A 20,657-nucleotide genomic window follows, 5' to 3' on the forward strand; every position below is an offset into this window, starting at 1 on the left:
CCGCGGGTCAGGGGCCGGGAATTCTCTCGGGTCAGCGGGCAGCCGCGGAATTGGCCGCCCATTGCGCGTCGGCCAGTGACTTCTCGATATCGCGGCGGCCCAGGAACATCTCGTCGAAGTACGGCTTGAGGGCCTGGTATCCGGCCGGGAAGCCGGCGGCGCCCGGGGCTGGGATTCGCGGCCCGTTCAGCACCCGGAAGAACGGGCTGACATCGACGCCGCGCGCTTTCCAGTAGTCGTGGTACACCGGCTGGGCGGCCAGCACGGCCGGGATGGCGGCGCCCTTGTCGCCGAGGTATTCGTTGCCGTGCTTGCTGCCCATCCACGACAACACCTCGCGCACCGCCTCCGGGTGGCTGGTCGCTGAGTTCGCCGCTGCGGCAATGCCGTTGGTGACACTGACCCGGCCTTTGGGGCCGGCCGGCAGCATCGCCACCCCCCACCGGAACCGAGCCTGGCCGGCGATCGCAGCCAGGTTGTAGGTGCCGGACTGGAACAGCGCCATGCGCCCCTGCAGGAACGTGTTGCGGGAGAAGTCTCCGTTGTTGTTGGTGGCCGCGGCCGGCGGGGCGACGTGATCGTCGTTGATCAGGCGAACCAGATACCTGAAGGCCTCGACGGCCTGCGGGTTGTCGAACGCGAAGCGGTCACCGATGGTGAAGATGCCGCCCGCCGAGCCGATGTAGTTGAGGTAGATGCCCTGGAGATCGTTGGCGGCGTTGTAGCCCCACTGCCGGATGCGTCCGGCGTCGAAGCCTTCGGTGTCTGCGCTGCGGCCCTGCTCGTCCACGGTGAGCCGGGCCGCCAGCGACCGCAGTGTGTCGTCGGGTCCGTCGGACCAGCGCAGCGTGGTCAGTTCGGCGAGGTCCACACCGGCGGCGTCGAGCAGGTCGGCGTTGAAGTACACCGCGATGCCGGCGTCGGTCAGTTGCGGAACCGCCCACAGGGCGTCGTTACGGGTGAACTGGTTGACCACCGAGGGTTCCCAGGCGCGGGCGGCGTTGGCGCCCAATGTCTGTCCGATGTCGAGCAGCCTGCCGTTGTCGGCGTAGCCGGCGAGGTAGGCGTTGGACAGCCAGAAGATGTCATCGGCACTGCCTCCGGCCACGTCGGTGCGCAGGCTGTCGAAGTAGGCCGAATACGCCACCGTGTTGACCCGCACCTCGATATCCGGATGTTCCTTGCTGAACTCTGCGAAGGACTCCCGGTAGGCCGCGGCGACCTGTGGGTCCCACAGCCGCACGGTGACGACGGTGCGCCCTTCTGGCTCGGTGGTGTGGCCGAGCAGCGTTGCGGCCACCAACAGTGTGGCCATGACGAGGGCGAGGCAGGCAGCGATGAGCGTCGAGCGTCTCGGCTTCATCCGCGTGCCCCGCGAGATCGACGTGAGGGTCGTTGCGCCCGCGATTTCACAGCCCTGGTGTAGATCTCGACGATCATTTGATCCCCGTAACCACGATCGAACGGACGATGTTGCGCGAGAACGCGATGAACAACACGATCAGCGGGACGATCGCGACCGTGGTCGCCGCCATCACCAGGGTCCACTGCGCGTTGTACTGCGTCTGCAGCCCGGCCGTCGCGACGGTGAGCACCTGCCATTTGCTGCCGCTCGTGATCACCAAGGGCCACAGGAAATTGTTCCACTGGCTCACCACGGTGATCAGGGCCAGGGTCACCAGGACCGGCCGGCTGGCCGGCACCACCACATGGGTGATGACGTCCAGGGTGTGGGCGCCGTCGAGGCGGGCCGCGTTGATCAGATCCCGCGGAATGGACCGAAAGTACTCACGCAGCAGGAAGATCGCGTACGGCGAGCCGAACATGAACGGCAGCACCAGCGCCCAGAAGGTGTTGCGCAGTCCGGCCTCGGCCATCATCAGATACAGCGGCACCACCGTCACCGTCGCGGGCACCATCAGTGTCGCGATGTACACCCAGAACAGGGCGTCGCGACCGGGAAACTGCAGCCGGGCGAAGGCGTAGGCGGCCAGCACCGAGAACACCAGCTGGCCCAGCAGGATGACTGCGGTCATCAACGCGGTCACCACGATCGCGCGGCCGAATCCAGCGTCGGACAGACCGATGTAGTTCTCCAGCGTCGGCGGCTTGGGCAGCGACAACGGGGGATCGGTGGCGAACTGCTCGGCCGAGGTGAACGAGGTGAGCAGCCCGAGCCCGAACGGCAGCAGGGTGATCACCGCGCCGAGAAGGAGCCCCGCGTAGATCAGCGCGTTACGTGAGGTCATAGCTGATCCTGCGGCGGAAGTAGATGTGCTGCAGCAGCGTGATGCCGACGAGGATGACGAACAGCACGATGGCCATCACCGAGGCCCGGCCCACCGCGGCCGCACCGAACGCCTCGGCATAGATCCGGTGGGCCACCAGGTCCGTGTGGCCCTGCGGCCCGCCCGCGGTCAAGGCGTACACGGTGTCGAATACCTGCGCGGCGCTGACGATTCCGGTGACCAGGACGAAGAACATCGTCGGGCGCAGCATCGGCAGGGTGATGTGACGGAACCGCTGCCAGTCGGTGGCGCCGTCGGTGCGGGCGGCGTTGTGGACGTCGGCCGGGATGTTGAGGATGCCGGCCAGGAAGAACAGCGTCACGTAGCCGACATTGGTCCACACCACGACGGCCGACACCACCGGCAGCGCCAGCCCAGGATCGGTGAGCCAGTCCACCTGGCGGCCCAACACGGTGCTCAGCGCGCCGTCCGTGGGAGCCAGGATCCATTTCCACAACACTGCGATGGCCAGTGGCGCACAGATCCACGGCAGCACGTACACGGTGCGGAAGAAGCCGGTGCCGGGAAGCTCTCGCGCCAGCAGTGACGCCGCGATGAGCCCGAGCACGGTTTGGGTCGGCACCACCAGCAGGACGAACAGCAGCGTCACCGCCAAGGAGGTACCGAACGACGAATCGGTGAGCACCGACGCCCAATTGTCCAGTCCCACATACTCGATCGGACCGAGCAGGTCCCAACGCTGCAGGCTCAGCCAGATCACCACCAGCATGGGCAGCAGCAGGAAGGTGACCACGCCGAAGAGGCTGGGGGCGACGAGCGCATACCCCAGTGCGGTCGTGCGGAGCCGGGTGGTGGCCATTTGATCTATTAAAGCGGTTCGTGGCGTTCGATTGCCACGGCGGGCGGGCTACTGCTGAGCGCCGCCGCTGATGAGTAGGTGTTGTCCGCTGACCCAGCCGGCGATGTCGGTGAACACCCCGGCGTCGGCGATGACCGTCGGCAGGATGGTCTTGACGGTGACCCCGCGGCCGCCGATCTCCTGGGCGAGCACGCCGACGGCATACCGTGCGGCCATCTTGCTGGATCCGTAAAGTCCCACGCCGGGAATGGGATTGCAGGTCGTGCTCGAACTGACGTAGATGATGCGGCCGTTGTCGGCGACGTACCTGGCCGCCTTCCGTAGGGTGAATAAAGTTCCCTTGCTGTTTATGGCGAACACGACATTAGCTCCGAGTTCGGCATAGCGCAGGGCGATGGCCTTGCCCATGCCGCGGGCCGACCCCGTGATCAGAGCGACTTTGCCGTTGAGACCGGTCATTTCGAGCTCCTCAGTCGTGGGGAAGGTGTCTGTGCCATTGAGCTTCGAATGCGGTGGCGACCGTGGCAACCCGGTAAAGGAGGATTGTCAGACCGTGGATGCCGAGTTCGGCGGGTGATAGGTATGAGTAGGCCGGTGACCAGCGCTCAGTCGCCGATTCGCCCGCCGAACCGCCCAGTACACAACCACAAGCGCCACGCCCAGCAGCGGATAACCCATCGCGATCCGTGCGAACGCGAGCCAGCCGGTGAAGCCGCCGTCATAGAGCCACTGTTGGACAATGAATCTCGTGGCGAACACCGTGGTGAACACCAGAGTTACGACGTCGAACGTGCGCAGCACGACCTTGTCGGTACGCCATGACGGATCGGGTCCGCTGCTGCGCATCAGATTCCAGACCACCCCGACCAACGGGCGCCGCACCACCACCGAGACGGTGAACGCGGTGGCCATGGCCAGGCTGAGCCAGATGCCCGGCAGGAAGTAGCCCTCTGCGGAACCGGTGTAAAACGCGATCAGCGCGGCGAAGACGACCCCGAGCAATCCGGACATGGCCGGCTGAATGGGCTCGTTGCGCAGCAGCCTGAGCGCGATGAGAGCGACGCTGGTGCCGACGGCTACCGCGACGGCCGCGTTCAAACCCGCGATCGCGTTGACGGTGACATAGGCGAATGTGGGCAGGCTGGCGTGCACCAGCCCCGATACCCCACCCATGCGTTCAAGCAGCGTCGGCGTCCGTTCTTCTGTTGCGGCCGGGTCGACGGCGTCAGCGGAGACGTGAGGTGTCGGCATGCGTCCATGGCACACCCGGACGTAACGGCATGGTCAAGCCGGCGCAGTGGCACAGTAGAGGATCATGGCCTGGAGTACGCGGGAAATCGCCGAGCTCGCGGGCACGAGCCTGCGTGCGGTCCGGCACTATCACGACGTGGGTCTGCTTCCCCAGCCTGAGCGCCGCTCCAACGGGTACAAGCAGTACGGCGTTGCACATCTGGTCAAGTTGGTGCGCATCAAACGGCTGACCGAGCTGGGATTCTCGCTTCCGCAGATCGCTGCGATGGGGGATTCCGACGACCACCCCGAGCAAGCACTGCAAGAACTCGACGACGAACTCGCCGCGACGATCGCCCGGCTGCAGCGCGCCCGCGACGAACTCGCCGTGCTCTTGGCGCACTCCGCGCCGACGGACCTGCCGCATGACTTTGTCCCTCCGGCGGCTGCAGCCAAGATGAGCGCGGCCGATCGCTCTCTTGTTGTCGTGCTGAGCCGCGTCCTGGGTCCGCGGGGTTTGCAGGTCTACGCCGACATGATGAGGGAAGCGCCCGACGATCCGGCGTCGTTGGAATTCGACAACCTGCCCGCCGACGCCGACGAGGAGACGTGCGCGGCCCTCGCCGAGCGCCTCGTTCCCTACATCGAGGCGGTGAACCTGGCACATCCTGGACTTGCCGACGCCCGCACGGACGCCCCTCGGGGGAAATGCTTCGCGGACAAGGCGATCGAAGGGGCGATGGCCGATCTGTACAACCCGGCGCAGCTCGATGTGCTGCGCCGGGCCCGAGCAATCCTGCGGGCTTCAGCCGCGAAGGTGGGGGAGCGGTAGCGGCGCGAGCCGGTAGTTCGGCGGCTCGGTGCCGTGCAGGTGCCGGACGAAGTAATCCCAGGTGCGGCGAACGAAGTAATGCTGGTGGCCGATCAGCGCGTGTTCGGCCCCGGGAATGACGATCAGGTCGAAGTCCTTGTCGGCCTTGATGAGTGCGTCGACGAGCCGCATCGTCATGTACGGGTGCGCATTGTCGTCGAGCTCACCATGGATGAGCAGCAGCTTCCCCGTCAGGTTGGCGGCCAGCGTGGCATTCGAGATCGCCTGCCTGCCCTCGTTGCTGAGGTCGCCGTGATAATGCTCGGCCCACATCGCCAGGTTGATGTTGTTGTCGTGGTTTCCTGACGTCGCAACCGCCACGTGGTAAGACTCCGGATACTTCAGCACTGCACGCGCGGCGGCGAACGCACCGGCGGACTGACCGGTGATCCCGACACGTGCGGTGTCAAGCCACGGATATCGGTGGCCGAGTTCGCGGATCGCGGCGACATGGTCATCGAGGGCACCGGCGTTACCGAGGTCGCCGTAGGAATGATCGTGAAACGCCTTGTGGCGCCCGGCCGTGCCGCGGCCGTCGATCGCGACCACCGCAAAGCCCAACGCCGCGAAGGCTTCCGGCTCGCCGTGGTGCGGCGGATCGAACGACGGTCCGGCACGGTAGATCTGCGGGCCCGGATAGGTGTGCTCGATGATCGGGTAGCGGTTGAGCGGATCGAAATCGTGTGGGCGCCACAGCAGGCCGTAGATCGGTGTTTTGCCATCTGCGGCAGTTGCGCGGAAACGCTCGGGCGGGCGCCAACCTAGCGCCTCCAGCGCCTGGGTGGCCGGCGACTCGAGCTCGACCAGGACCTGCCCATCACCGTCGAGCACGGCCGACCGCGGAGGCAGGCTCGACGACGATGCCCGGTCGACGAGATAGCCGCCTTCGGGTGGACTGACGGCATCGTGGTCGAGTTCGTCGTCGGTGAGCCGGAGGAACCCGGAACCGTCGAGGTTGATCTGGCAGATCTGGCGCAGATACGGATCGTGCTCGACGAGGCCGGCGGCGACGAACCATACCTGCCTACGGTCCTCGTCGACCCACAACAGCTGGCGCACCAGCCACGGCCCGCGGGTGATCTGCGTGTTCTGCTGCCCGTCGGCCGAGTAGAGGTACAAATGCCCCCAGCCGTCACGCTGCGACCACCAGACGATCTCGCCGGACTCCAGCACCCGCACCAGCTGTGGTTCACCGAGTTCCACGGTGGGGTCGATGCGGGTCTGGCCGGTCTCGCTGATCAGGGTGGTGACTGCACCGGTATCCGGGTCGAGCCGGCGCAGCTCCAACGTGCGGGCGTCCCGGGAATGGTGCAGGTAGAAGGCCTGGCCGCCGGGGCCCCACCACGCGTACACGAGGGCGACGTTGTGCATGATCGGCGTGGGCTCGGTCTGTTGCCGGACGATGCCGCGCTGATCGACATCGAGGACATTCCACGTCATGTGCGCGACCGCGTCCTCGCCGGGCATGGTGTAGCGGGTGCGGTGCTCGACGGGACGGCCGCCGTCGGCAGGCGAGGACTCGACGAGAACCAACTCGGGCAGATCACGTTGGTCGATGCGCTGCACCAGGATTCGGGCGGAGTCGGGTGACCAGTGAAAGATCGAGGGCGCCGGCAGCCCGAGAGCACGCGTCAGCGCCCTGGCGCCGGTGGTTTCGGGCAGGCCTCCGTAGTCGAAGTGAGGTTCGGCGTCGTCGGTCAGCGCGAACTCCTCCCCGTCGACGCTCCTGACCCAGATGTTGCCGTCCCGGCGGAATGCCACCCACTTCTCGTCCGGGGACGGCACCTCGCCAGGCACGGGCGTCCGATGATCGGACTCACGCAGGCCGGCGTCGTCCGACCACTCCCACTTGGCGTCGCACGCGGCGAACTGCACGGCACCGTCGCGGAACTCGACCGCGGTGATCGGCAGGTCATCGCCGGTCACGGCGTACCCGGATTCGACAGACAGCGCGGCGGCCAACCTGTCGTGGTCGAACGCGTCGCGGCGGCTGCCGTCGTCGGGGTTCACCATGACGTAGTGGGCTCCGACCTGGTACCAGAACCGCTCTCCGTCGGACAGCCACCGCGGCGTCAACTTGCTGCCCGGCACCTTCTGTGCCCGGTACGGGGCGAGCATCTGTTCGGCACGGGCGTAGTCAGCGTCGGTGAGAATCGTCGTCACGCCCTCCAGCCAACACCCGGACGTAACGGCATGGTCAAGGCCGTATCTGACCCTGCCGGGGCATTCACCCAACTCGAACCGGTAAGCGAGCGGGTAAGCAACGCCTGAAACCGTCCCGGCAATCCCGGTGCGAGCCATTTGCTCAGATGACGTACATCACTTGACCGCTCCGGAATCGAATTCGCTGCGCCGCACTTGTAGCAGGTAATCGCCGCTAACAGGGACTGGGGAGAATCTCATGAGCACATCACAGCGAGCCCGGACGGGGGCTTCGATCGCCAGGATGGCGCAGGCCATGCTTTTCACCGTGCTTGCTGCGGCCGCCATGGTCCTCGGCTCGCTGGCGGGCCCGATCGCCTCGGCAAACGCCGCCGACGGGTGCGCCGACGTCGAGGTGGTGTTCGCCCGCGGCACCAACGAGGCGCCCGGGGTGGGCGCCACCGGGCAGGCGTTCGTCGATGCGCTCACCGCCGATCTTCCCGGGAAGTCCGTCGACGTGTACGCGGTCAACTACCCGGCATCGCTGAACTTCGGGCAGGCGACCGACGGGATCGCCGATGCGAGCAACCGCATCCAGTCGATCGCCGCGAACTGCCCGGCGACCAAGATCGTCCTCGGCGGGTACTCGCAAGGCGCCGCGGTGGCCGGCTACACGACCTCGAGCTCCGTTCCGGCCGGGTACGTCCTGCCCGCCGGCATCAGCGGCCCGATGCCGGCATCGGTCGCCTCGCACGTCGCCGCGGTGGCGCTGTTCGGCACACCCGACGATTTCGTTCTGGGCCTGGCTGACCGCAGCGCACCGCCCATCGCGATCGGTCAGCCCTACGTGGCCAAGACCATCCAGCTGTGCGCTCCCGGGGACCCGATCTGCTTCCCGGGAGGCCTGAACCGCGCCGCCCACAGCTCCTACAAGGACAACGGGATGGCAGTCCAGGCAGCCGATTTCGTGGCCCGACAGCTCGGTGGAGCAGCGCCCTCGGCGCCGGTCGTGCAGACCGCAGCCGAAGTCGGCGACAACTGACACCAATTGAACACAGGCTGACGGCCGGAAGCGGATTCGCTTCCGGCCGTCAGCCTTCGAGCTGCCGGAATCCGGCGACGGTGTCGGCCAGCGTGATTCGTGGATCCCGGTAGGTGATACCGAAGTCGCGTTCGCTCGGTGAGTCGTCGGACGCCGGCATCTGCGTGTAGTACTGCATCCCAGCCTCGGTGAACGGGGTCTGGAACGGCAGGAACGGCCCCATCCGGTCGAGCACCTGTCCGGCCACCCGCAGCACGGTGTCGGGCACCGGAACGGCGAACATGGTCTTGTCACCGACCTCGGTGAGCAGCTTGGCAAGTTGGTCCACCGGGATGCGATGTCCGCCGGCCATGTAGCGGCGCGGGCCGCGCCCGGGTTCGAGCAGCGCCACATGCAGAGCGGCCAGGTCTCGACCGTCGACGATGGTCCAGGCCGCGCTGCGACCGGGGATCGCCCCGAGTTGCAGTGCGGCGGCCACGCCCTCGCCCGCTTCGCCGAACTGGTTGCCCACCGGCGGCCCCATCACCATGCCGGGGTAGGTGATGTTCACCGGTGCGCCGGCGTCCTGCATTCCGCGGGCATAGATTTCGACCTGGGCCTTGGACCGCCCGTAGCCGTCGGTCCCGCCGAACACCGGCAGGTCGGCTTCCAGGGTTTCCACGTCGGGATTGAACAACGCGGTGATGCTCGATACGTGGATGATCGGATCGAGGCCGAGTTCGGCGGCCCCGCCGAGCACGTTGCGCGCACCGTCCATGTTGGTGCTCATCATCTGCGCGGTCTGGCTCGGATCGGTGGCAACCAGTGCGGCACTGTGCAGGACGGCGTCGCAGCCGTCGAGCGCGAGCATGACCGAGTCGCGGTCGGTGATGTCACCGACGGCATGGTCGGAGACGTCGACCCCGAGCCTGGCGACACTGGTGTGCAGCCGGTCCGGATTGCGCACCAGAAAGCGGACGGAATGACCGGCATCGGCAATCGCTTTCGCGCTCCAGCCGCCCACAAATCCGGTACCGCCGGTGACCAACACGCGCATGACGCCAACCTCCCAGCGAACAGAACGACTGTCGCAAGGACGCTAGTACGTCAGGAGCCGGAAGGAAGCGTTTTCAGCCCTGTCCTGTATCGGTCGGCTCAGCCTCTGTGCGAGATTTGTCGGCTCAGCCTATGTGTCAGATTTGTCGGCTCAGCCTCCGCGAAGCGTGGCGAGCTCCTTCATGTTCGCCAACCCCTGCTCCTGCGCCTCGTTGAGGAACTCCGGCAGCGGGGCCCGCAATTCGGGCAGCACCTCGTGATCGAGCAGCCCCTGCAAGTCAGCCTGCTTGGCGCTGCGGCCGGCCAGGTTGTCGAGCTCCTGAACACCGGAATCGGTTGTGTAGTCGTATATCTCGTGATGGACAGGCCGGGAGGTGTCGATGTCCATGGTGCCGGGCTTCCAGTAGGTGTACATGCCGAGCTTGGCCTCCGGGGTACGCACGGCCACGATGTGACTGGGTGCCGATGTCGGGATCTCGGTGGGCGGGCCGTCGGCGCCGAAGAACTTCTTTGCCAGCGGGGATTTCATCAGCGCGGCCATTTCCTCCACTGACATGTCGTCGGTGGCGTGGGCGATCCAGGGCCGGCCCGATGTCGAGGCGTCGGCGGCGATTCCGGCGATGTCGGCCCGGCTGGACAGATAGGAGTAGCGGGAGTCAGACCGCCAGCCCGCGCCGCCGTGCGCGATGGTCAGCAGCAGTGGCGCCAGATCAGCGCTGGAGGTGAGCTGTGTGCGGGTGGCACCGGCGTCAGGTGTCAGGTGACCTGACGGGTCACGGATATAGAGCGGTACCCGAATGCTCTCCTCGTACACGGCGGCACCCTTGCCGCGCAGGCCGTGCGAGCCGGCGTACTCACCGTGGTCGGAGGTGAACACGACGACGGTGTTCTCGTCGATCTCCGGCCGGGCCGCGAGAGTCTCCAGCACCCGGCCGATCTGGGTGTCCACTTGCTGATGTAGCCACAGGTACATGTCCAGGCACCGCGCCCACTGCGCGGCGGCCTCTGGGCCGGTGTAGTCCATCGCGCCGGTCATCAGCGGCGACATGAAGTTCATGTAGTCGATCTGCAACTGAGGCTTGCCGCGTCGCCGCAGATCCTCTGCGGTCTCGAAGTTCACCGGCTTTGCACTGAACCGGCGCGGAACATCCTCCGGCAGAGGGTTTTTCGGCCACCAGCAAATGTCGTGCGGATTGACCAGCGATACCGTGGTGCACCAGGGTCCCTCGTTGGCGTGGGCGTCGAACCACCCGGCGAACTGATCGACGATCGACGGGTCCTGCTGCAGGCCTTGGTTCGGTGCGCCGTTGGGGGACGGGTAGGTGCCGCCGGAGAATCCGTGCACGTCCAGGCCGTCGGGCGTGTTGTCGGCCATGCTGCCCAGGTGCCATTTGCCCCACCACCAGGTGCGGTAGCCGGCGTCGCGCAGCATCGTCCCCCAGGTGGGGAACCGGGCCGCCAGCGTCGACTCGGTGGGCCCTTCCCCGGTGTACAGACATCCGGTCTGGTGGGAGTACAGCCCTGTGGTCAGCACCCCGCGCGACGGTGTGCACATGTTCGATGCGCTGTAGTGCGAACCGAACGACGTGCTGCGCACCCGGAGCCGGTCGAGATTCGGCAGCAGGGCACCGAGTTGCTCGGTATCGGGGAACCATTGCGGCGCCCGCATCTGGTCCACGATGACGACGAGGATGTTGGGCTGACCGGCCGCCTCCGGCGTGCGTCTGCCCAGTAGTTCGTAGCCGCCGAATCCCACCGCGGCCGCGCCGGCGGCCACCGCCGCACCACCCAGAACTGTCCGCCTGCTGAGCTCTGCCATCCAGTCAGGTTAGGAGGTCATCCTGAGAGGAGCGTTTAGTGTGAGACATCGTGACAGCTCAAAGACGCGTGGACGCTGATTTCCTGGAGCTGCCCCGGTTCGAGTTGGCTGACGCGGCGTTGTCCGCGGCAGCCTCGGCCGGCGCCAGCTATGCCGACCTGCGGATTCACCGCATCACCACCGAGATCATCCAATTGCGCGACGGTGAGTTGGAGATGTCCGTGGTCAACCGCGAGGTCGGGCTGGCGGTGCGGGTGATCGTGGACGGCACCTGGGGGTTCGCCTCCCACGCCGAGTTGGCACCGGGGGTGGCCGCCGAGACGGCGCGCCGCGCGGTGCAGGTGGCGACGACGCTGGCATCGCTGAACGCCGAGCGCATCGAATTGGCCGGCGAACCGGTCTACACCGACGTGACATGGGTGTCCGATTACGGCGTCGATCCATTCGTCGTCCCCGCCGCCGACAAGATCGGGTTGCTCGGGGAGTACTCGGGCCGGTTGCTGGCGGCCGATGGTGTGGACCATGTGTCGGCGGGCGTGCATGCGGTCAAGGAGCAGACCTTCTACGCCGACGCGTTCGGATCCTCGATCACCCAGCAGCGGGTGCGGGTCATGCCGACGATGGAGGCGGTGGCCGTCGACTCGGCCGCCGGGTCGTTCGAGACCATGCGCACACTGGCCCCGCCGACGGCGCGGGGGTGGGAAGCGCTGGCCGGGGACGACGTGTGGGACTGGACCTCCGAACTGGCGGAGCTGCCGACCTTGCTGGCCGAGAAAACCAAGGCACCCTCCGTTGTCGCCGGACCCACCGACCTGGTCATCGACCCGTCCAACCTGTGGTTGACGATTCACGAATCGATCGGGCACGCCACCGAATACGACCGCGCGATCGGCTACGAGGCGGCCTATGCCGGAACCTCGTTCGCCACTCCCGACAAGCTCGGCACGATGCGCTACGGCTCGCCCGTGATGAACGTTACGGCTGATCGCACCGTGGAATTCGGCTTGGCCACGGTCGGTTTCGACGACGAAGGGGTGCGGGCGCAGAGCTGGGACCTGGTGCGCGACGGTGTCTTCGTCGGCTATCAGCTGGACCGGGTGTTCGCGCCCCGGCTCGGCGAGGCACGATCCAACGGCTGCTCGTACGCCGACTCGCCGCATCACGTCCCGATCCAGCGGATGGCCAACGTGTCACTACAGCCCGGCCCGGACGACCTCAGCACGCAGGACCTGATCGCGCGGGTGTCCGACGGGATCTACGTCGTCGGCGACAAATCCTGGTCGATCGACATGCAGCGGTACAACTTCCAGTTCACCGGTCAGCGGTTCTACCGGATCCGCGACGGCCGGCTCGACGGGCAGCTGCGCGACGTGGCATACCAAGCGACCACCACCGACTTCTGGGGTGCGATGGAAGCCGTCGGCGGGCCGTCCACCTGGCGCCTCGGTGGGGCGTTCAACTGCGGCAAGGCCCAGCCCGGGCAGGTGGCACCGGTCAGCCATGGCTGCCCGAGCGCCCTGTTCCGCGGCATCAACGTACTCAACACCCGGACGGAGGGCGGCCGATGATCGGCGCACAGCAGGTCGTCGACATCGCTTTGGGTGCAGCAGATCCCGGGCTTGAAACCATGATCCTGGTCACCGACCGGTCGGACGCCTCGCTGCGGTGGGCCGGTAACTCGATGACCACCAACGGTGAGACGGTCGGTCGCACCATCACGGTGATCTCGATCGTGCGCCGCGGGGACAAGGCGCACGCCGGGTCGGTGCGCTCGACCGAAGTTGATCCGGCGGTGATCCCGGAGTTGGTGGCTGCCGCCGAGCGCGCCGCGGTGGCCTCACCCGAGGCCCGGGATGCCGCACCGCCGTTGCCGGGCGCGGGGTTGCCGGCCGACTGGGACGCACCGGTGGTAGGCACCGGTGCGCAGGTGTTCACCGGCATCGCCGGTGATCTGGCCAAGGGGTTCGCCGGGTCCGATCAGCTCTACGGATATGCCCGCCATGTCATGGAGACGACGTTCCTGGCGACCTCCACCGGCCTGCGCCGGCGCTACACCCAGCCGACCGGGTCGGTCGAGATCAACGCAAAGCGGGACGGGGCGAGTGTCTGGGCCGGGGTGAGCACACCGGATTTCGTTGACGTTCAGGTGGATTCGCTGCTCGACGAGCTGTCGCTGAAGCTGGGGTGGGCCGAGCGCACGGTCGAATTGCCTGCCGGTCGCTACGAGACATTGATGCCGCCCTCGACGGTGGCCGACATGATGATCTATCTCACCTGGGCGATGGACGGTCGCGGGGCGCAGGAGGGTCGCACCGCGCTGTCGGCACCCGGCGGCACCCGGGTAGGGGAGAAGCTCACCGATCTGGGGCTCACGCTGTACTCGGACCCGTTCGCCGGAGAGCTGGCCTGCCAACCGTTCGTCGCGGTTCCGAGTTCGTCGGAGCGGATGTCGATCTTCGACAACGGCATGGACATCGGCCGGGTGGACTGGGTCCGCGACGGGGTGGTCAATGCGCTGGCCTATCCACGGGCGGTGGCTGCCGAATACGGTACGCCCGTCGCGGTGCCTGCCGACAATCTGCTGATGACCGGTGGCGCACTCGAATTGGCCGATATGATCGCCGGCACCGAACGCGGCCTGCTGCTCACCACCTTGTGGTACATCCGCGAGGTCGACCCGACCGTGCTGCTGCTCACGGGGCTGACCCGTGACGGCGTCTACCTGATCGAGGACGGCGAGGTGACCGCCGCGGTGAACAACTTCCGGTTCAACGAGAGCCCGCTCGACCTGTTGCGCCGCGCCACGGAGGCCGGCCTCAGCGAGGTCACATTGCCGCGCGAGTGGGGCGACTGGGCGACTCGGGCGTCCATGCCGACGCTGCGGATCCCGGACTTCCACATGTCCTCGGTGAGCCAGGCCCAATGAGCTGAGGAAGGTCCGATGCTGTTGTCCCAACGGCAATTCACGGTGTACGGCCCGTCGCACTGGGCCGCCATCGCCGTGTTCGCCGTCGGGGCGGTGCTGTTGGTCTGGCTCGGACGGCGCCAGACCGAACAGCAGTCACGGACCTTGGGCCGGATACTCGGCGCGGTGACGGCCGCGATCTACGTCGCGATGTTCGCCTACACACTGTTCCCGCCGTCGATCGAGCGGTCCGTGCCGTTGCGCCTGACCGACCTGGCGACCGTGGTCGGCGCCTACGCGCTGTGGTCGCAGCGGCATTGGGCATACGTGCTCACGTACTACTGGGGCCTGGTGCTGAGTACCCAGGCGCTGATCTCGCCCGTGCTCAAGAGCCCGGACTTCCCGCATTACGAGTTCCTGGCGTTCTGGTCCATTCATCTGCTGGTGGTCTGGGCGGCCATCTATTTGACGTGGGGCCGCGGCATGCGCCCGCACTGGCGTGACTACCGGCTCGTGGTGGTGGCGACCGCGGTGTGGGCCGTTGTCACCATGGCGTTCAACGGTATTGCCGGAACCAACTACGGTTTCCTGAACGCCAAACCCACCACCGCGTCGCTGCTGGACGTGATGGGTCCGTGGCCGGTCTACGTCCTGGTCGCCAGTGCGTTGGTGGCCGTCGTATGGGCGCTGATGACCTGGCCGTGGGAACGGCACTCGGGTTAGGTGCGCGCGACCTCGCTGGTGTCGCGGCCGGCCAACCGGTCATCCCACACCTGCAGCACGTCGGCGGAGGTGCGTGGCGTCGCCAGGCTCACCACGACGTAGGCGATCAAGCTGGCCACCAGGCCGAAGTAGATGGGCTCGTTGGCCAGCACATCGCCGACCACCGCCATGGTGCCCAGCGTGACGAGCGTGCCGACCGCCATCGCGGCCAGCGCGCCGGCGCCGGTGGCCCGCTTCCACAGGAAGCCGCCCAGGATCGGCACCAGCAAGCCGCCGACCAGGATGTCGTAGGCGATGGTCAATGCGCCGACGACGTCGTTGAGCAACGCGGCGATGATGATGACGATGATGCCGAGCACCGCGACATAGCGGCGGTCGGAATGCACGTCCACTTCGGGGTTTTCGGTCTCCTCGGGCCTGCGGCCCACCAACCGCAGCAGCATCGGCTTGATGTCGGTGCGGGCGACCGTGGCGGTCGCGATCAGGGCACCCGATGCCGTCGACATCATCGCGGCGACCGCCGCTGCGAGCACGATGCCGCTGATGCCCACGGGCAGAATCGCTTCCGCGATCTGGGCGTACACGTCGTCCTTGGCCTTGATGTCGGGCATGAAGGTCGACGCGGCCAAACCGATCAGGGCGCCGGCGATTCCGTAGAACACGCAGTAGATCGCGGCTGTCGTCCCACCCCAGCGGGCGACCTGCGGAGAGCGCGCGGTGAACACCCGCTGCCAGATGTCCTGCCCGATCAGCATTCCGAAGCTGTAGACGACGAAGAACGTGATGATGGTGTCGGTACCGATGGAGGTGAGGCTGAACACGGCGTCGCCGGCGCGCTCCCGGATGCCGTCGAAGCCGCCGGCCCGGTGCCAGGTGAACGGCAGCAGCAGGAAGAACACCCCGATGGTCTTGAGGACGAACTGCACCATGTCGGTCAGGGTGATGGACCACATGCCGCCGATCGACGAGTACAGCATGACGACCATGCCGCCGATCACCACCGAAAGTGTTCTACCCGTGCCGAACAGCACGTTGAACACCGTCGCGTAGGCGATGGTCGAGGTGACCGACAGCATGAGCGTGTAGGCCGCCATGACGACGCCGGAGGCCGAGGTCGCATCCACCCCGTAGCGCAGGCTCAGCATCTGCGCGACGGTGTAGACCCGCAGGCGCTGGATGGGTCCGGCGAAGAACAGGCTCAGGGCCAGCAGGCCGATGGCGATCGCCACCACCAGCCACATCCCGGAGATGCCCCACTTGTAGCCCAGTCCCACGCCTCCCACCGTGGAGGCGCCGCCGAGCACGACGGCGGCCATGGTGCCGGTGTACAGCGTCGGTCCGAGGCGCCGGCCCGCGACCAGGAAGTCCGCGGAGTCCTTGGTCCGGGTCTTACCCCAGAACCCGAAGGCGAGCATCGCGACGAGATAGATGACGACGATCGCGATATCGACTGGTTTACCCACGATGATTCCTTCGGTTCAGAGGTGAGTGGGATCGAACATCTTGAGCACTGCGGGCAGGACGATCACGGCCGGGCCGTCCGTGTCGAACGTGGCGGCCACGATGTCTCCGACGTTGTCGGGTGTGGCGGTGTGCGCGGGTATTCCGAAACTCTCCGCGAGCCGGGCGAAGTCGGGCCTGGCCAGTTCGGTGGCCGTCGCGGTGCCGAACTCGGCGGTCATGTATTCGCGCAGGATGCCGTAGCCGCCGTCGTCGACGATGAGCCAGGTGATGTTGGCGTCGTGTTGCCGGGCCGTGGCGAGTTCGGCGATCGAGTACATGCCGCCGCCGTCGCCGGACACCGCGAACGTGCGTTCGCCGGTGGCGATCGCGGCGGCCAGTGCGGCGGGGAAGGCGAATCCCAACCCGCCTGCGCCCTGGGCGGAATGGAAGGCACCGTTCTGGGGATCCCACGCCGACCAGGCCCAGTAGCCGGCGATCGTCATGTCCCAGAAGGTGTGAGTGCCCGACGGCACCGCGGCCCGCAGGTCGGCCATCAGCCGCAGTTCTGTCGCCACCTCCTGGCCGGCCAGTCTGTCCTGCACAGCCTTTCGCAGCTCCGCTGCCTGGACGGCGGCCGCGGTGTTGTCGCGCGCGTCGACCAGCTCGGTCAGCGCTCGCATGGCCCGCGCGGCATCGGCGTGGATGGCGAGCGCGGGATGGTTGGCCTCGAGCACGCGCGCCTCGGCATCGATGTGGATCAGCCGGCCGCGCGGGGCGAACGTGAAGTAGTTGCTGGTGACCTCGCCCATCGCGGTGCCGACGGCCACGAGTACGTCAGCGTCCTCCAGCATTGCGGTGGTGTAGCGGTCCTCGATCCACGACGCGGCCGACAGCGGATGGTCGAAGGAGATGGCACCCTTGCCGCCGACCGTGGAAACCACAGGGGCGCCGAGCTTCTCGGCGAGGGCGACCAGGGCCGCCGGGCCACCGGGAGAGCGCCGCACACCGCCGCCGGCCAGAATGACCGGTCGCTGCGCGCCGTTCAGCAATGTCGCGGCGTCCTGGATCAATTCGGCCCGCGGGGCACGCTGCGTCGGCGCCACCTCGAGCGCTGCCACCGGCGGCACCGTCGTCGGCTCCAGCAGGACGTCCTGCGGGATCTCCACCCAGGTCGGCCCGGCCGGCGCCGAGCGGGCCAGCGCGTACGCGTCGGCGATCAGGCTCGGGATCTCCGCGGCCTGGCGCACCGTGGCAACGCTTTTCGTGACGTTGACCGCACTGGCCTTCTGATCGTCGAGCTGGTGCAGCATGCCGCGACGCAGACCCATACCGGCTCGCGGTACCTGGCTGGCGATCACGAGCAGCGGAACCCCGGTGGCGTAGGCCTCCTGTAGCGCACCGAGTGCGGTCAACGCACCGGGACCGGTGGACAGGAAGAGCACGCCGACCTCGCCGGTGACGCGGCTGTAGCCGTCGGCGCCGAACGCCGAGTTGTTCTCCACCCGGGAGCTGACGAATGTCAGATCGCTGCGCCGGATGGCGTCGAACAGGCCCAGCGCGTTCTGGCCGGGGATGCCGAACACATGTGAGACACCCAGCGCGGTCAGGGTTTCGACGACCAGGTCGCCGCCGTTACGCATCAGGCCCCAAGGCCAGCAGGGACACCAGGTCGTATGCGACGTGGGATGCGGCGACACCGGTGATCTCGGCGTGGTCGTAGGCCGGGGCCACCTCGACGACGTCGGCCCCCACCAGGTTCAGCCCGCGGAACCCGCGGAGGATCTCCAGCAGTTCGCGGCTGGTCATACCGCCGGCCTCCGGCGTGCCGGTGCCGGGGGCATGTGCCGGGTCGAGCACGTCGATGTCGATCGACACGTAGACCGGCCGGTTGCCGAGGCGCTGGCGGAGCTTGTCGACAACCTCGCGCACACCTTGGTAGTACACGTCGGAGGAGGTGACGATGCCGAACCCGAACCGGCGGTCGTCCTCGAGGTCCTTCTTGCCGTACAACGGCCCGCGGGTGCCGACGTGCGACAGCGCTTCGGTGTCGACGATGCCCTCTTCCACCGCGCGGCGGAACGGCGTGCCGTGGGTGTACTCGGCACCGAAGTAGGTGTCCCAGGTGTCCAGGTGGGCGTCGAAGTGCACCAGCGCCACCGGGCCGTGCTTGGCGGCGGCGGCGCGCAGCAGGGGCAGCGCGATGGTGTGGTCGCCACCGATGGTCACCAGCTTGGTGCCGTCGGCGGTCAGGTCACGTGCGGCGCCTTCGATGGTCTCGATGGCCTCGTGAATGTTGAAGGGGTTCACCGCGATATCACCGGCATCGGCGACCTGGATGAGCTCGAAGGGGGACACGTCCATGGCGGGGTTGTACGGACGCAGCAACCGCGAGGACTCGCGGACGTGGGTCGGGCCGAACCGAGCGCCGGGCCGGTAGGACACGCCGGAATCGAAGGGCACCCCGGCCACGACGACGTCAGCTTTGGTCACCTGGTCGAGACGGGGCAGACGGGCGAAGGTGGCCGGGCCGGCGAAGCGCGGGATCTTCGATGCGTCGACGGGGCCGATCGGGGCGGTCATGCTGTCACTTCCTCTGCGGTTGGGGTGATTTCGGGGCTGTCGTCACTGACGATCGGGATGTTTGCGGCCGGCCCGGCGGGGACGGCGCGGGGGCCGTCGGGACCGAACGCGTCGCGGGGTTCGGGAAATGCCCACAGCAGCGCCGGATACAGGACTGCGGCCAGGCCCAGACCGACCGGGATGGACAGGTCTACGCCGCCCGCGAGATTGCCAAGCGGGCCGACGAATTGATCGGGCAGGTTGACGAAGCAGATCGACAGGGCTGCCGAGACCAGCCACGCACCCAGCCCACGCCAGTTCCATCCGTGGGTGAACCAGTACCGGCCGCCGCGCTGGCGCCTGTTGAACACCTGCAGGGCGTCGGAGTCGTACCAGCCGCGGCGCGTGAACCAGCCGATCATCATCACGACCATCCACGGCGCGGTGCAGGTGACGATGAGGACGGCGAACGTCGAGATGCTCTGCACCACATTGAAAGCGAACCGGCCGATGAAGATGAAGACGATCGCGATCGAGCCGATGAAGATGGTGGCCTGCACACGGCTGAAGCGGGGGAACACGCTGGAGAAGTCCAGGCCGGTGCCGTACAGCGCGGTGGTGCCGGTCGACATGCCGCCGATCAGCGCGATGAGGCAGACCGGGATGAAGTACCACCCGGGCGACACGGTCAGGAGTCCGCCGACGTAGTCGCCGTCGGCGAAGCGGTCCGGGGCATGGGCGGCGATCACGCTGGCGGTGACGAGACCGAACAGGAACGGCACGAGCGTCGACAATTGCGCTGCGATGGTGGCCAGCATGGTCTTCCAGGCCGGGGTGCCGCGGGGGATGTAGCGCGCCCAGTCGCCCAGGAAGGCGCCGAACGACACCGGATTGGACATCACGATCAGTGCGGCGCCGACGAACGAGGGCCAGTACATGGGATCGCCCATCGGGAGGGTTCCCGCGTAGCTCGCGTCGAACATGCCGCCGAAGGCGACGATGCCCGCCAGGAACAGCAGCGTCGCGGCGACGACGGCGATCTTGTTGACCAACAACATGAATCGGAACCCGTAGATGCACACGACGAGGACCAGCAGTGCGAACACGGCGTAGGCGACCGCGACCATGGCGTCGTTCTGAGGCAGCCCGATCGCGCGGTTGGCGCCGCCCACCAGGACGTCACCCGAGGTCCACACCGAGATCGAGAAGAACGCGACGGCGGTCAGCAGCGACAGGAACGAACCGACCACACGACCGTGGACACCCAGGTGTGCTGACGAGGACACCGCGTTGTTTGTCCCGTTGCGCGGGCCGAACAGTGACATCGGGGCCAGGATCAGCGCCCCGAGGATCAGACCGGACAGAGTGGCAAGCAGGGCATCGCGGAATGACAGCCCGAAGATGATCGGGAAGGTGCCCAGCACGACGGTGGCGATGGTGTTGGCCCCGCCGAAGATCAGCCGGAACAGATCCAGCGGGCCGGCTGTGCGCTCGGCATCAGGGATCGGTTCGACGCCGTGCGTCTCTACCTCGGTCGCCCTGGGCGGTGCGGTGATCGCGGGTGATTCCGTTGCCATGACGATCCTTGCCCGAAGGTGAATGTGATGTGCGTTACGGTAAACCCGCAGTTCAGGACATGCAATCGATTCGATCATGGCACCGCGGTCATGAGTATCGATATGCCAGTAGCTTGCGTCATTTAGATCAGAAGGCGCGGAGTATCACGGCTACGCCGATCTTTCTGCCGGTAGGATTGTGTGGAAAATTTTTCGACCAATTT

Annotated in this window: 17 protein-coding genes; 5 read left to right on the plus strand and 12 right to left on the minus strand. The window is 67.0% G+C overall.

Annotation, left to right across the window (positions count from 1 at the left end):
• Positions 1-31: 31 nt before the first annotated feature.
• The 5 genes from G6N57_RS17410 to G6N57_RS17430 all read right to left on the minus strand — a co-directional run bounded on the left by G6N57_RS17410 (position 32) and on the right by G6N57_RS17430 (position 4,359).
• Positions 32-1,363, minus strand: a complete 1,332-nt coding sequence (locus G6N57_RS17410; protein ID WP_077741282.1) for an ABC transporter substrate-binding protein — start codon at positions 1,361-1,363, stop codon at positions 32-34.
• A gap of 73 nt (positions 1,364-1,436) precedes the next feature.
• Positions 1,437-2,249, minus strand: a complete 813-nt coding sequence (locus tag G6N57_RS17415; protein ID WP_077741281.1) for a carbohydrate ABC transporter permease — start codon at positions 2,247-2,249, stop codon at positions 1,437-1,439.
• Positions 2,236-3,108, minus strand: a complete 873-nt coding sequence (locus G6N57_RS17420; RefSeq protein WP_077741280.1) for a carbohydrate ABC transporter permease — start codon at positions 3,106-3,108, stop codon at positions 2,236-2,238. Before G6N57_RS17420 ends, G6N57_RS17415 begins: the two co-directional genes overlap by 14 nt.
• Before the next feature lie 48 nt (positions 3,109-3,156).
• Positions 3,157-3,567 (minus strand): SDR family NAD(P)-dependent oxidoreductase, encoded by a 411-nt coding sequence (locus tag G6N57_RS17425; protein ID WP_077741279.1) that lies wholly within the window; start codon positions 3,565-3,567, stop codon positions 3,157-3,159.
• An 87-nt stretch (positions 3,568-3,654) separates the two neighbouring features.
• A complete protein-coding gene (locus G6N57_RS17430) occupies positions 3,655-4,359 on the minus strand; it encodes a DUF3159 domain-containing protein (RefSeq protein WP_077741278.1) in 705 nt (234 codons plus the stop codon).
• 64 nt (positions 4,360-4,423) lie between these two features.
• Here G6N57_RS17430 and G6N57_RS17435 point away from each other — a divergent pair, with 64 nt between their 5' ends.
• Positions 4,424-5,170, plus strand: a complete 747-nt coding sequence (locus G6N57_RS17435; protein ID WP_077741277.1) for a helix-turn-helix domain-containing protein — start codon at positions 4,424-4,426, stop codon at positions 5,168-5,170.
• Here G6N57_RS17435 and G6N57_RS17440 read toward each other — a convergent pair.
• Positions 5,144-7,372, minus strand: coding sequence for a S9 family peptidase (locus G6N57_RS17440; RefSeq protein WP_077741276.1), 2,229 nt, complete (start codon positions 7,370-7,372; stop codon positions 5,144-5,146). The genes G6N57_RS17435 and G6N57_RS17440 overlap by 27 nt on opposite strands.
• A 238-nt stretch (positions 7,373-7,610) precedes the next feature.
• Here G6N57_RS17440 and G6N57_RS17445 point away from each other — a divergent pair, with 238 nt between their 5' ends.
• The gene (locus G6N57_RS17445) at positions 7,611-8,393 is read left to right on the plus strand and encodes a cutinase family protein (RefSeq protein WP_077741275.1); all 783 of its coding nucleotides are present in this window, start codon (positions 7,611-7,613) and stop codon (positions 8,391-8,393) included.
• Positions 8,394-8,442: 49 nt separating this feature from the next.
• On the opposite strand, the gene G6N57_RS17450 is transcribed toward G6N57_RS17445, so the two are convergent.
• On the minus strand, positions 8,443-9,429 hold the full coding sequence (locus G6N57_RS17450) for an NAD-dependent epimerase/dehydratase family protein (protein ID WP_077741274.1): 987 nt from the start codon (positions 9,427-9,429) through the stop codon (positions 8,443-8,445).
• Positions 9,430-9,579: 150 nt separating this feature from the next.
• Positions 9,580-11,247, minus strand: a complete 1,668-nt coding sequence (locus G6N57_RS17455) for a sulfatase-like hydrolase/transferase (protein ID WP_077741273.1) — start codon at positions 11,245-11,247, stop codon at positions 9,580-9,582.
• Between the two features lie 50 nt (positions 11,248-11,297).
• Here G6N57_RS17455 and G6N57_RS17460 point away from each other — a divergent pair, with 50 nt between their 5' ends.
• From G6N57_RS17460 to G6N57_RS17470, 3 genes are read left to right on the plus strand one after another with little or no spacing between them, the layout of a single operon-like run.
• Positions 11,298-12,815: a TldD/PmbA family protein gene (locus G6N57_RS17460; RefSeq protein WP_077741272.1), complete on the plus strand. Its 1,518-nt coding sequence runs from the start codon at positions 11,298-11,300 to the stop codon at positions 12,813-12,815.
• Complete coding sequence (locus G6N57_RS17465) at positions 12,812-14,173, plus strand: metallopeptidase TldD-related protein (protein WP_077741271.1); 1,362 nt, start codon at positions 12,812-12,814, stop codon at positions 14,171-14,173. Before G6N57_RS17460 ends, G6N57_RS17465 begins: the two co-directional genes overlap by 4 nt.
• Before the next feature lie 15 nt (positions 14,174-14,188).
• A complete protein-coding gene (locus G6N57_RS17470; protein ID WP_077741270.1) occupies positions 14,189-14,875 on the plus strand; it encodes a YwaF family protein in 687 nt (228 codons plus the stop codon).
• Here G6N57_RS17470 and G6N57_RS17475 read toward each other — a convergent pair.
• The 4 genes from G6N57_RS17475 to G6N57_RS17490 are packed head-to-tail and all read right to left on the minus strand — an operon-like array spanning position 14,872 to position 20,454.
• Positions 14,872-16,338, minus strand: coding sequence for a sodium:solute symporter family protein (locus tag G6N57_RS17475; RefSeq protein WP_077741269.1), 1,467 nt, complete (start codon positions 16,336-16,338; stop codon positions 14,872-14,874). The genes G6N57_RS17470 and G6N57_RS17475 overlap by 4 nt on opposite strands.
• A 15-nt stretch (positions 16,339-16,353) precedes the next feature.
• Positions 16,354-17,958: a thiamine pyrophosphate-binding protein gene (locus G6N57_RS17480; protein WP_077741268.1), complete on the minus strand. Its 1,605-nt coding sequence runs from the start codon at positions 17,956-17,958 to the stop codon at positions 16,354-16,356.
• On the minus strand, positions 17,951-18,898 hold the full coding sequence (gene speB / locus G6N57_RS17485; protein WP_075921378.1) for an agmatinase: 948 nt from the start codon (positions 18,896-18,898) through the stop codon (positions 17,951-17,953). The genes G6N57_RS17480 and speB overlap by 8 nt, the downstream gene beginning before the upstream one ends.
• Positions 18,895-20,454, minus strand: a complete 1,560-nt coding sequence (locus G6N57_RS17490; RefSeq protein WP_077741267.1) for a purine-cytosine permease family protein — start codon at positions 20,452-20,454, stop codon at positions 18,895-18,897. The genes speB and G6N57_RS17490 overlap by 4 nt, the downstream gene beginning before the upstream one ends.
• Positions 20,455-20,657: the final 203 nt, after the last annotated feature.

It is taken from the genome of Mycolicibacterium boenickei (genome assembly GCF_010731295.1).
GTDB lineage: Bacteria > Actinomycetota > Actinomycetes > Mycobacteriales > Mycobacteriaceae > Mycobacterium > Mycobacterium boenickei.